Genomic DNA, 12,080 nt, shown 5'->3' on the forward strand with positions numbered 1-12,080 from the left:
ATAAAAATAAATGAATTAGAAAAATCCAATAATGGAGATATATATCGCAATGATATTAGTGCGTTAGATACTGATTTGGCTGTACGCGTGGTATCGTTACGTGGTTGGATAAAAATAAATGAATTAGAAAAATCCAATAATGGAGATATATATCGCAATGATATTAGTGCGTTAGATACTGATTTGGCTGTACGCGTGGTATCGTTATGGCTAAGCAATGAAAATAAATGTTATTTTTTATGAAGATTCTAATGATGGCTCTATATATAGATTACTCGTCCATGAGGATCATTATTCATCAAATTGTCGTGGTGGTGCAGATCCACAAACAGCTCCAGTGGTGGCTTGGTTTGATATAGACAAAAAAACAGGAAATATTGACCTAGATGGAATAAATAAGGCATTTGAATAAGAGATGGGGGAGATTGCACTTTATTTGTTATTCTAAGTTTAAAATGCAATTTATTGCTAATCAGGCCCCTGTCATTTACTGCTGAGTCTATTACAATCTTGTATCCCTATACCAAGCACCGTATTTATCTTCTGCTTCCTCCCAACCAGTAACAAAAAAACTTTCAGCATCTGCGCCATCAAGTTGTTTCTGAGCAAACCAAATTTGGTCACCAATCTGGCAATACATTGTCCCTCTCCATGGGTACGGCTTATTTTTGCTGACGTCGCGCCTTCAAGCATCTTATCTTTATACCAGATATGATTTTTATCGCGCCATAGCAAAAATAACCCCCCGGCTACGACTGTGACGGTCTGTACATCAGCTTCCAGAAAATTGGTCTCATTCATAAATACATGATTTGCATCTTTTGCCAGTCCGTTATATTCATCCAGCCATTCAAACGTTGCTGGGTCAATTCCGGATTTCAGTGTTGTATAATGCCAAACATGCCGTTTATCTGCATAATAATCCGAACCCAGTGAACGAAAGGTGTCAGCATCAGCTTCTGGTAACAATTCACCACATGAATACACCAGATTTCCAGCAAAAAAGAACAGATTATCAAAAGGGCGGACAGTTGTGGGATCTATTTCCGGTACAATTGTTAGACTACCGTTTCCGCCATTCAACATATAGAAATGATCTTTATCCGCATATGCACACCACATTATCTGATGAAAACTAGCACCATCAACGGACAAAAACTGTAATTCGAAACCTCGACCCGGTCCGTTATGCGCCAAAAAACAGACCTCATTACGGATGCGTAACAGAAATGGCGTATCATAGTCTTTTTGCCAGACTTCAAAATCACCATTTTTCAACTCGGATGCCAGTTGACGGCGTTCTTCGTTGGTATAAAAACAATCGATCCAGATCCCGCTTTCATCAGTGTAAATCGAAGTCATGCCGTCGTTGGCTATGCGCCGAAACGTCAGTGGATTTGCGCCATGTACGCATTCTCCTTGATAGTTCACCACATGCTTACCGTCGGATAGATACAATTCGTTTTTTTTCAGTGGTATCCGATTCTCCGGTGTCGCATTACGTAGATAGTGGTTATAACGGCGTTTCATCCTGTTATATAATTTACTGTCAATCCAAGACTTATCGCACTCCTCCTCTTGATTACCCAACTCGCTTATCCATGTCTGCGCCCAGAGTGGAATAGAAAAATTCGTACAATGTTCTGTCCATGACGACGTATTTTTTGAAAGATGCAATGTCCCGCAGATGTTTTCGCCAAGTTGTGCGAGTCCTGTTTTACCGGACGCAATAAACGGTGCTGTCGTGGCAAGCAGTGCCGTAAGCTGCATCATGACTGGGCGCAGCTCCTGATCAGCTATCCACAATGCACAACGCAGCACACCCATGGATTTATCATGCAGCAACATACATCGCTGTATATCGACGGAAGCAGTGAAGTAAGGTAGCAAAGCGTCTCTCACGGTTTCTTCTTGGATTTCCGGTGCAGTAATTGGCCATTTCCTTGGATCGGGGATAGATGATGCTAGCCAACGATCAAATGCCGCCCGTGACAATGGAATTTCGCTGAATAGAAATTGGGGTTCAGCCATATTTTCTCCTGAGAGGTCACTATCAAATCTATTACTTAGTTAGGTTTACCACTGACCATCTTGAACATGCTGCTTACGATAACGATCGCACCACATTGCGGTTGCACCACAAATTGCAACTGGCATGATGACTAAATTTAGAATAGGGATCATGGTAAAAATATTAATAACCATACCAAATTGAAGATTATTCCATTTATCTTGTTTAAGCGAAGACTTCATTGCTGCAAATGAAATTTTATGATTATCAAATGGAAAGTCATTATATTGAATTGCCATCATCCAAGCACCGAAAGCAAACCATAAAACAGGGGCAACAGTTTGTCCAATAGCAGGAATAAAATAGAGCAATAACAAGACAATAGCGCGAGGTAAATAATAAGCTAATTTGGTTAGTTCACGCTTTAAAATACGTGGAATATCTTTCAATATTCCTGCAACCCCTGTATCAGGTGGGGCAATGCCAGTTATTTTGGCCTTCTAATTTTTCAGCCAATAATCCATTAAACGGAGAAGCAATAATGTTGGCTAAGGTACTAAAAAAATAGGTGAACACTAATAAAATAAAAATAACGGATAATGGCCAGATTAAATAACTCAACCACTGTAACCAATCAGGCACTTTTTCCATCATCCAATTAACCATGCCACCAATTTGACCATATAACCACCAAAAGGCGCTTCCGAGAATAATAATGTTGGCAAGTAAAGGTAAGATAACAAAACGTTTTAACCCTTTGCGTGTAATTAAACGCCAACCAAGAGCAAAATAATGAAATCCATTTAAATTTTTATTCGTTTCTGTCAAATTTGTCATACTTCCTATTCTCTCCAATGAGGGCAAGCTAGTATCATATAGGGAGATAATCGGCCTTACTAGTCATGAATTGTCTAAAAAAATGCGCATAAGAGATTGATGTGTGTATCTTTGTGACAAGAAAATTAAGTATTGGCTTGCACTTATGAGCATTGGCAAATACTCTTAGTAAAAAGTAATATTTGCCAACGTGGCTATTAAACCTCAAGACAACAGAGATAGAAATGATGCAGCAAAATTTGCGTCTGATATTAATCGTTGTTGGTGCGATTTTAATCATAGCTTTGTTATTACACGGCTTATGGATTGGTCGAAAAGAGCGTTCTAAGCTTTTCCGTAATCGCCCAGTAAAACGTCAGAAACAGAATTATCAGTCAGATGAGAACGATGACGAACCACAATATGCTGAGGTTAGTCATCAGACGTCAACTTTATCCTCTACTGAAAAGCGGGAGAGTGAACCACCGATAAAATCGGAGCCTCTACATGAACCTGAAATTTCAGTGGGAGATAGAGATCCATTAATGTCTGAAACCCAAACAAAAGGGGACTCTCATGATACATCATTACAGCAAGAGCCTAGTCTTGGTGTGTTTGATGTTATTGAAAAAGAGCCAGAACCAATTGTTAAGGATGAGCGAAAACAAGCACCGGTGGTGAATATTACGAGTGAAAAATCACACGTTAATACAGTAAGCCCATCGGCGAGTTTTGAGCCTTCAATTTCAGAGACAACGGCTCATGTGACTCCTGTTGAAACTGAGGTTTCGCATCATGCTCCGGCTGAAGAGCCAAACGTTGGATCTGCTTCGCAAGCAACAGAAGCAGAGAAAGAACTGGTTATTGTTCTAAACGTAAGTGCACATCATGGTCAAATGTTAGATGGTGAAGCATTGATGCAAAGTATCATTCAAGCCGGATTCCAGTTTGGTGAAATGAATATTTTCCATCGACATCTTAATCCAACAGCGAATGGTCCTGTGTTGTTTAGTTTAGCGAATATGGTGAAACCGGGAACATTTAACATTGATACAATGGCTGAATTAACGACACCTGGTGTATCGATGTTTATGATGGTGCCATCTTATGGTGATGCTAACCAAAACTTTAAATTGATGTTACTTACGGCTCAACGTATAGCATCTGATGTAGGTGGTGTTGTGCTAGATGATGAGCGCAAACTTTTAACACCACAAAAAATCGAGCTTTATAAATCTAGGATCCGCAGGACGCTGGATTTAAATCAATAGCTTTTGTCTGTAAAAAGCCCCCGCTTGCGGGGGTTTTTCTTCTTTGGTGATCATCATGAATAAAAACACTCAACAAAAAATTGATAAACTTCGCGTTACTCTACGTCACCATGAATATCTTTATCATGTCATGGATGCACCTGAAATACCTGATGCTGAATACGATCGTTTAATGAATGAGCTAAAAGCATTAGAAACTGAACACCCTGAATTAATTACCTCTGATTCGCCTACACAGCGAGTTGGGGCTTTACCTCTAACTGCATTTGAGCAGGTGAAGCATGAAATCCCGATGCTCTCCTTAGATAATGCTTTTGATGAAACGAGCTATCTGGCTTTTGATAAGCGGTTACGTGATCGTTTAAAAAATAGTGAAGAGATCACCTTCTGTTGTGAATTAAAATTAGATGGATTGGCAGTCAGTTTGCTTTATGAAAATGGCGTATTAGTACAAGCTGCAACGCGTGGCGATGGTACAACAGGGGAAAATATTACAGAGAATGTGAGAACGATCAAAGCCATTCCTCTGCGTTTATATGGTGAAGATATTCCTGCTCGTATTGAAATTCGTGGTGAAGTCTTTATGAATGAAAAAGGCTTTGAATATTTAAACGAAGAAGCGCGCCGTACAGGCGGAAAAGTTTTTGCTAATCCACGTAATGCCGCCGCTGGTTCATTAAGACAGCTTGATCCTCGTATTACAGCAAAACGTCCATTGACCTTTTTCTGTTATGGTGTCGGTATACTCGAAGGTGGAGAATTACCGACAAGCCATTATGAGCGCCTACAACAATTTAAGAAATGGGGATTACCTGTTAGCGATGCCGTAAAACTTTGTACAGGTAGCAAAGCAGTACTTGAATTTTATCACCATATAGAAGAAATCCGCCCTAATTTAGGTTTTGATATTGATGGTGTTGTTATCAAGGTTGATGATATTGCACTACAAGAAGATCTGGGTTTTGTATCAAGAGCACCGCGTTGGGCTATTGCTTATAAATTCCAAGCTCAAGAACAAATGACGATTATCAAAGATGTCGAATTCCAAGTAGGGCGTACGGGAGCTATTACACCTGTTGCACGTTTAGAACCGGTTCAAGTTGCAGGTGTTATTGTGAGTAATGCAACGTTACACAATGCTGATGAAATTGAACGCTTAGGGATACGCATTGGTGATACGGTAGTTATTCGTCGAGCAGGTGATGTTATTCCTCAAGTTGTCAGTGTGATTGAAGAAAAACGCCCTGATAATGCTCGAGAAATTGTCTTTCCAACACATTGTCCTATTTGTGATTCTGATGTCGAGCGTATTGAAGGTGAAGCGGTTGCACGTTGTACTGGTGGCTTAATTTGTGGAGCGCAACGTAAAGAAGCACTTAAACATTTTGTTTCACGTCGAGCTATGGATGTGGATGGAATGGGAGATAAAATTATCGACCAACTGGTTGAGAAAGAATATGTCAAAACACCTGCTGATCTCTTCCGTTTGGATGAAAAAATCCTATCGGGTTTAGAACGAATGGGTGAAAAATCAGCTAAAAAATTGATTGCTGCTTTAGATAAGGCTAAATCAACGACATTTGCACGTTTTATTTATGCATTGGGTATTCGGGAAGTCGGTGAAGCAACGGCAAGTGGATTGACAACATATTTCTCAACCCTTGATGCATTACGACATGCAGATGTTGAAGCGCTAAAGTCCGTCCCTGATGTGGGCGATGTTGTGGCTAAACATGTCGTTAATTTCTTCCAAGAAGAACACAATAGAATGGTCATTGATCAATTGATCAATGATGCGGGTATTACATGGCAAGCACCTGTTATTGTGGCGCATGAAGCGGGTGATAATCCTTTTGCAGGTAAAACCGTTGTGTTAACGGGGTCACTTTCACAGCTAACACGCGATGAAGCAAAAGACAGATTAGTGGCATTAGGCGCAAAAGTGAGCGGAAGTGTTTCTAAAAAAACTGACATGGTCATTGCGGGTGAAGCGGCAGGCTCTAAGTTAGTGAAAGCTAACGAGTTAGGGATAACCGTTATTGATGAAGATGAAATGATACGATTACTTGATCAATCGAAATAATCATTCTAATATTTAATAAATGCTACTGGGAAAACCTTCTCAGTGGCATTTTTACTTAAGTTAAATTTACATTTAATGTTTCTTAAGTCACTTTCAAAGTGTGATCAATCTATCTTATTTAATAAATAGTGTGTATGCAGTTTCATGAGATTGTGACAATAGTCACATCTTAATGTTACGCGTTACATAAAATGCTCTACAAGATTTATTTTTATTTTTGGAGCATGCATGTCCTCTATCATTCACTTCGTTTTAGCACTCGCCGTTATTGGCGCATTAGCATTCGTTGCGAGTAACAACCGCAAAGGGATCCGTCTGCGTTATATCGTGCAGTTATTAGTTATTGAAATCGCATTAGCATGGTTCTTCCTCAACTCTGATGTTGGTGAAGGCTTTGTTCGTGGCTTCGCTGGATTATTTGATCACTTATTAGGTTATGCCGCACAAGGTACTGAATTCGTATTTGGTGGCATGATGAAAGGTGGTTTAGCATTCTTCTTCTTGAATGTTTTATGTCCAATTATCTTTATTTCTGCATTAATTGGTATTCTTCAACATATCAAAGTATTACCTTTCGTGATCCGCATTATCGGTACTGTGCTTTCTAAAGTGAACGGTATGGGGAAATTGGAATCATTCAACGCAGTAAGCTCATTGGTTCTTGGTCAATCAGAGAACTTTATTGCCTATAAAGATGTATTAGGCAAAATGTCTCAGCGTCGTATGTACACGATGGCTGCAACAGCAATGTCGACAGTATCCATGTCGATTGTTGGTGCATACATGACAATGTTAGATCCAAAATATGTTGTTGCTGCTTTAGTACTGAATATGTTCAGTACCTTTATTGTTCTTTCTGTGATTAACCCATACTCTGTTGAAAATGAAGAAGAGATCCAAATGGGTAACCTACATGAAGGTCAAAGCTTTTTTGAAATGTTAGGTGAATACATCTTAGCAGGTTTCAAGGTTGCATTAATTGTTGCAGCAATGCTGATTGGTTTTATTGCATTAATTGCTGCTGTGAATGCGATTTTCAGCATGATTTTTGGTATTAGTTTCCAAGATTGCTTAGGTTATGTTTTCTATCCATTAGCATGGGTTATTGGTGTACCAGAGCAAGATGCATTACGTGTTGGTAGTGTTATGGCAACTAAATTAGTGTCTAACGAATTCGTTGCGATGGGTAGCTTACAAGATATCGCCGCTGAAATTTCACCGCGTTCTGTTGGTATCTTATCTGTATTCTTAGTTTCATTTGCTAACTTCTCTTCAATTGGGATTGTTGCAGGTGCAATTAAAGGCCTAAACGAAGTTCAAGGTAACGTTGTTTCTCGTTTCGGTCTGAAATTACTGTTTGGTTCTACATTAGTTAGCTTCTTATCAGCCGCTATTGCAGGTCTGTTTGTTTAATCTCTGAAGATAAAACAGATAGCATGTGAATAAAATAACAATGTAAACTGAGTTACACGTTAATCAAGTAATAGAAAATCAACAGTACCTTTGGGTACTGCTTTTTTTATCTTTAAATTACCTTATAATCGATTCTATCCCTACAATGATAGCACGGTAGATAACATGTTAGAAAAACAGCACCTTATCGATATAGCAAACACACAAATGCCATTTGGTAAGTATAAAGGACGTATGTTGGTTGATTTGCCTGAAGAGTACTTATTGTGGTTTGCAAAGAAAGGTGAGTTTCCTGAAGGTAAGCTTGGTCAGCTCATGGAGATGACCTTAGCCATTAAAATTGAAGGTTTAGAAGGGCTATTAAAGCCATTAAAGCGGTGACGTTAATGATTATCCATACCTGATTTTTCAGGTGTTAATGCATTAACAATTTTCTGACTTAATTCAATAAATAATGTTTGTTCTCCGAGTGTTAAACATTCACTTATTTTCTCAGCGTTTTGCTTTCGACCTAATGCCGCTCTTGCTAAAAAAGCGTGACCTTCATCGGTTAAATGAGTAATAAATTCACGCTTGTCTTTTTCAGAACGATGTTGTGCAATAAATCCTAAGGATTTTAATCCTCGCATAAATTTCGATAAATTTTGTCTTGAAATCGCCAACGCATCGCTTAATTGAGAAGGGGTTAAGTCACCTCGTAAGCGCAATAACTCCAAAATATCATACTGACCCCAAGTCACTTGCTCTGGGGTATAACGAGTTCGCTGTGCGACTAATGTACATTGTAATAATGACAATGCATTTTCTAATTCACACTTTTCCATCAATACGCCATCTCATGAATTATGTTAACTAAAGTTAATATTATCAGGTCATTCATTGCGAATAAACTTTATATTGATTAACTAAAGTTAATCAAATAAGATGAGGTATAGTTAACTTTGGTTAATTATATTGTGGTCACCTGATAAAATTCGATGTAATTGATAAGAGGTAAAGTCGAAATGATGGACTTTTTTTAAAGATAAAGTGATTTTAGTCACTGGTGCAAGTACGGGTGTAGGTGAAGGTATCGCACAATTATTATTTCAACGTGGTGCAACGGTTTTTTATTACAGGCCGGCATTTAGGAGAAATCACAAAAACAGCACGTTCGATTGATATAACTGGCAAGAAAGTTATTGCTTTACAGGCTGATATGACTTCATTTTCTCAAGTTGAAGAAATGATTGACACGATCATTGCTCAAGCTGGCGAATTACATGGCTTAGTTAATAATGCAGGGATCACTGGACCTCATAATACATCTATCGTGGATTATGAAATTGAAGATTGGAAAGCCGTTATTGATACAGACATCAATGGCGTATTTTATGGTTTGAAATACGGCATACCTGCAATATTAAAAAGTGGGGGAGGCAGTATTGTCAATCTTTCTTCATCTAATGGTATTGTGGGAATTGCGGGTATTTCAGCATATACAGCGGCTAAACACGCCGTATTGGGGATCACTCGTTCAGCCGCGCTTGAGTTTGCAGACAAAGGAATAAGGATCAATGCTATTGGACCCGGTTATGTCGATACGCCCAAAATGCAAATGCTCTCTAATGAAGAGCGTGAATGGATGGCAAATACACATCCAATGAAACGAATGGCAACAAGAGAAGAGGTTGCTAAAACGGTCGCGTTTTTACTTTCAGATGAAAGTAGTTTTTCAACAGGGGCATTTTATGCCATAGATGGGGGATACACTGCACAATAGCAATAAATAAGAGGAGTAGAAAACAAAAAATCCCGAAGATTTCTCTTCAGGATTTTAAAATTCTGGTGGAGCTAAACGGGATCGAACCGTTGACCTCTTGCATGCCATGCAAGCGCTCTCCCAACTGAGCTATAACCCCACATATTGGATTGTTCTAGAAGTATATTGGTGGAGCTAAGCGGGATCGAACCGCTGACCTCTTGCATGCCATGCAAGCGCTCTCCCAACTGAGCTATAGCCCCAACATACTAGAACGGGCTTGATAATAGGCAACAAGCACAATACTGTCAATCAGTTAATCTCATATTATTTATTGATTGCTGAAAAAGAGTACAAAAAAAAGATACATTCCCTATTTTAGGAATGTATCTTTCATAGTAAACCAAATTAACGAGTAAATTAAGCTTGGTTTTCTCTCTCAGTAATAAAGTCTAATGCTTTATTAATACGTGCAACGCTACGAGTTTTACCAATAGCATGAACAGTAACATCTAAGGCAGGAGATTGACCTGAACCTGTTACAGCAACACGCAACGGCATACCCACTTTACCCATACCTATTTCTAATTCATCAGCAGTATCTTGAATGGCTTGATGAACATTTTCAGCTGTCCACTCTGTAATTGCTGATAACTTATCGCGAACAACTTCTAATGGTTGGCGAGCAACTGGGCGTAAATGTTTTTTCGCGGCGGCTTCTTCAAAGGTTTCAAAATCAACATAGAAATAGTGGCAGCTTTCAGCCATCTCTTTTAATGTTTTGCAGCGTTCGCCTAATAATTTGATCAGCTCAACTAATGATGGGCCATTGCTGGTATCAATATTTTGTTGTTTGATATGCCAATCTAAATAAACCGCAACTTTCTCTGCGGGTAATGTATTAATGTAGTGATGGTTTAGCCATAACAGTTTATCTGTATTAAATGCGCTTGCTGATTTACTGATAGCTTCTAAAGTGAAGTGCTCAATCATTTCATCAATAGTAAAGATCTCTTGGTCACCATGAGACCAGCCTAAACGGACTAAGTAGTTTAATAGTGCTTCTGGTAGATAGCCATCATCACGATATTGCATTACGCTGACTGCGTTATAGCGTTTAGATAGTTTTTTACCATCATCACCTAGAATCATTGATACGTGAGCATATTCAGGTACGGGTGCGCCTAATGCTTTGAGAATATTGATTTGGCGTGGTGTGTTGTTGATATGATCTTCACCACGAATAACATGAGTGATTTCCATATCCCAGTCATCGATAACAACACAGAAGTTATAAGTTGGAGAGCCATCAGTGCGACGAATAATCAGATCGTCAAGCTCTTGGTTACTAAATTCAATTGGACCACGAATTTTATCATCAAAAATAACAGAACCTTCTTGTGGGTTTAAGAAACGCACAACATGAGGTTCATCGGCGCTGTGATTATGGTTACCATTACGGCAGCAACCATCGTAACGAGGTTTTTCGCCTTTCGCCATTTGATCTTCGCGTAATTGTTCTAAACGCTCTTTAGAGCAATAGCAACGGTATGCTGTACCCGCAGATAACATTTCATCAATCACTTGGTTATAGCGATCGAAGCGTTTAGTCTGATAATAAGGACCTTCATCCCAATTCAGATTTAACCAATTCATACCGTCCATGATTGCATCGATAGCTGGCTGTGTAGAACGTTCTAAGTCAGTGTCTTCTATACGCAGTACAAATTCGCCCTTATTGTGACGGCTATATAACCAGGAATAAAGTGCGGTACGCGCACCACCAACATGTAGATAGCCAGTAGGACTTGGTGCAAAACGGGTTTTTATTTTACTCATTGGGATTGCCTTTGTACGTCTTACTTATATAGATAAGTAATCGTGATTATCAAAAAAAAGAAATGGTTGCCTTATTTTATCACTGGATGCTAATTCCTCAATGGCATTAAGCTTTTAACTGAGATAAAAATTTCAAATTGATGATTTTTTGTTTGACGAAGCGTACCCATAGGATTATTTTGGTCAATTGCTGTGTCACTAATGGTGCTAAAAAAAGCATCTTGACTAAAAATAAAACGAACGATCATTTTCACGATAAAAAACTGATAAAAATCGTTGACTCATAGCGCAGTATCCCTATAATGCACCCCATCACGACGGGCGGTTAGCTCAGTTGGTAGAGCATCTCCCTTACAAGGAGGAGGTCGTTGGTTCGAGCCCAATACCGCCCACCAATATTTTCGTTGTGATAAGTTGTATGATTTAGTGTGATTGGGCGGTTAGCTCAGTTGGTAGAGCATCTCCCTTACAAGGAGGAGGTCGTTGGTTCGAGCCCAATACCGCCCACCACTTCATTCGGTTATTTCGAACAATATCACACAGTTAGGTATGGGTCGTTAGCTCAGTCGGTAGAGCAGTTGACTTTTAATCAATTGGTCGGGCGTTCGAATCGCCCACGACCCACCATTTAATAATAAAGCGGGCGGTTAGCTCAGTTGGTAGAGCATCTCCCTTACAAGGAGGAGGTCGTTGGTTCGAGCCCAATACCGCCCACCATTTCTTTATTTCTTCCTTTATACCTTCTTTTCTCCTTATTCTGCCTCTTAAATGACTAATAATTATTTTATTTTTTAATTTCTATGCTACTGCCGTCTAATCTAATTTCTTAGAGTCTCAATCGCTTTCTCTGTGTCAGCTGTTCCTGTTCTATCATATTGCGGATTATCTCACTCATGAGCGTATATC

General features: G+C 39.2%; 8 protein-coding genes, 6 tRNA genes and 3 pseudogenes. 11 read left to right on the top strand and 6 right to left on the bottom strand.

The window, feature by feature from the left end; translation table 11 throughout:
• Positions 1–243, top strand: a pseudogene (locus BHE89_RS24075) (hypothetical protein); the annotation flags it as partial.
• Positions 218–412 carry a hypothetical protein gene (locus BHE89_RS22985; RefSeq protein WP_128860794.1) on the top strand — a complete coding sequence of 65 codons (195 nt, stop codon included), beginning with the start codon at positions 218–220 and terminating at the stop codon, positions 410–412. The pseudogene BHE89_RS24075 and the gene BHE89_RS22985, both read left to right, overlap by 26 nt.
• 71 nt (positions 413–483) lie before the next feature.
• On the opposite strand, the gene BHE89_RS22990 is transcribed toward BHE89_RS22985, so the two are convergent.
• Complete coding sequence (locus BHE89_RS22990; protein ID WP_128860795.1) at positions 484–2,031, bottom strand: DKNYY domain-containing protein; 1,548 nt, start codon at positions 2,029–2,031, stop codon at positions 484–486.
• 45 nt (positions 2,032–2,076) lie between these two features.
• Positions 2,077–2,848 (bottom strand): annotated as a pseudogene (cysZ, locus tag BHE89_RS22995) (sulfate transporter CysZ).
• Between the two features lie 224 nt (positions 2,849–3,072).
• On the opposite strand from cysZ, the gene zipA reads away from it, so the two are divergent.
• The 4 genes from zipA (at position 3,073) to BHE89_RS23015 (ending at position 7,975) form a co-directional block, all read left to right on the top strand.
• Positions 3,073–4,098 carry a cell division protein ZipA gene (gene zipA, locus BHE89_RS23000; protein ID WP_069367877.1) on the top strand — a complete coding sequence of 342 codons (1,026 nt, stop codon included), beginning with the start codon at positions 3,073–3,075 and terminating at the stop codon, positions 4,096–4,098.
• Positions 4,099–4,153: 55 nt separating this feature from the next.
• Entirely contained in the window at positions 4,154–6,181 is a 2,028-nt protein-coding gene (gene ligA, locus BHE89_RS23005) for an NAD-dependent DNA ligase LigA (protein ID WP_069367878.1), read from the top strand.
• Positions 6,182–6,409: 228 nt separating this feature from the next.
• Positions 6,410–7,594 carry a NupC/NupG family nucleoside CNT transporter gene (locus BHE89_RS23010; protein ID WP_069367879.1) on the top strand — a complete coding sequence of 395 codons (1,185 nt, stop codon included), beginning with the start codon at positions 6,410–6,412 and terminating at the stop codon, positions 7,592–7,594.
• Between the two features lie 165 nt (positions 7,595–7,759).
• Positions 7,760–7,975, top strand: coding sequence for a DUF3820 family protein (locus BHE89_RS23015; protein WP_023581656.1), 216 nt, complete (start codon positions 7,760–7,762; stop codon positions 7,973–7,975).
• Positions 7,976–7,977: 2 nt separating this feature from the next.
• On the opposite strand, the gene BHE89_RS23020 is transcribed toward BHE89_RS23015, so the two are convergent.
• Positions 7,978–8,418 carry a MarR family winged helix-turn-helix transcriptional regulator gene (locus BHE89_RS23020; RefSeq protein WP_069367880.1) on the bottom strand — a complete coding sequence of 147 codons (441 nt, stop codon included), beginning with the start codon at positions 8,416–8,418 and terminating at the stop codon, positions 7,978–7,980.
• Positions 8,419–8,623: 205 nt separating this feature from the next.
• Here BHE89_RS23020 and BHE89_RS23025 point away from each other — a divergent pair.
• Positions 8,624–9,356: pseudogene (locus BHE89_RS23025) on the top strand (SDR family NAD(P)-dependent oxidoreductase).
• A gap of 63 nt (positions 9,357–9,419) precedes the next feature.
• Here the strand turns inward: BHE89_RS23025 and BHE89_RS23030 are convergent.
• From BHE89_RS23030 to gltX, 3 genes are all read right to left on the bottom strand, one after another.
• Positions 9,420–9,495, bottom strand: a tRNA-Ala gene (locus BHE89_RS23030).
• A gap of 27 nt (positions 9,496–9,522) precedes the next feature.
• A tRNA-Ala gene (locus BHE89_RS23035) sits at positions 9,523–9,598 on the bottom strand.
• 157 nt (positions 9,599–9,755) lie between these two features.
• Entirely contained in the window at positions 9,756–11,174 is a 1,419-nt protein-coding gene (gene gltX / locus BHE89_RS23040) for a glutamate--tRNA ligase (RefSeq protein ID WP_069367881.1), read from the bottom strand.
• Between the two features lie 319 nt (positions 11,175–11,493).
• Between gltX and BHE89_RS23045 the strand changes: the two genes are divergently transcribed.
• The 4 genes from BHE89_RS23045 to BHE89_RS23060 all read left to right on the top strand — a co-directional run bounded on the left by BHE89_RS23045 (position 11,494) and on the right by BHE89_RS23060 (position 11,891).
• Positions 11,494–11,569, top strand: a tRNA-Val gene (locus BHE89_RS23045).
• 39 nt (positions 11,570–11,608) lie between these two features.
• Positions 11,609–11,684 (top strand) — tRNA-Val (locus BHE89_RS23050).
• 41 nt (positions 11,685–11,725) lie between these two features.
• Positions 11,726–11,801: transfer RNA gene (locus tag BHE89_RS23055), tRNA-Lys, on the top strand.
• Positions 11,802–11,815: 14 nt separating this feature from the next.
• Positions 11,816–11,891: transfer RNA gene (locus tag BHE89_RS23060), tRNA-Val, on the top strand.
• The last annotated feature ends 189 nt before the right edge of the window (positions 11,892–12,080 follow it).

The sequence above is a fragment of the Shigella sp. FC1967 genome (assembly GCF_001743005.1).
Lineage (GTDB): Bacteria > Pseudomonadota > Gammaproteobacteria > Enterobacterales > Enterobacteriaceae > Proteus.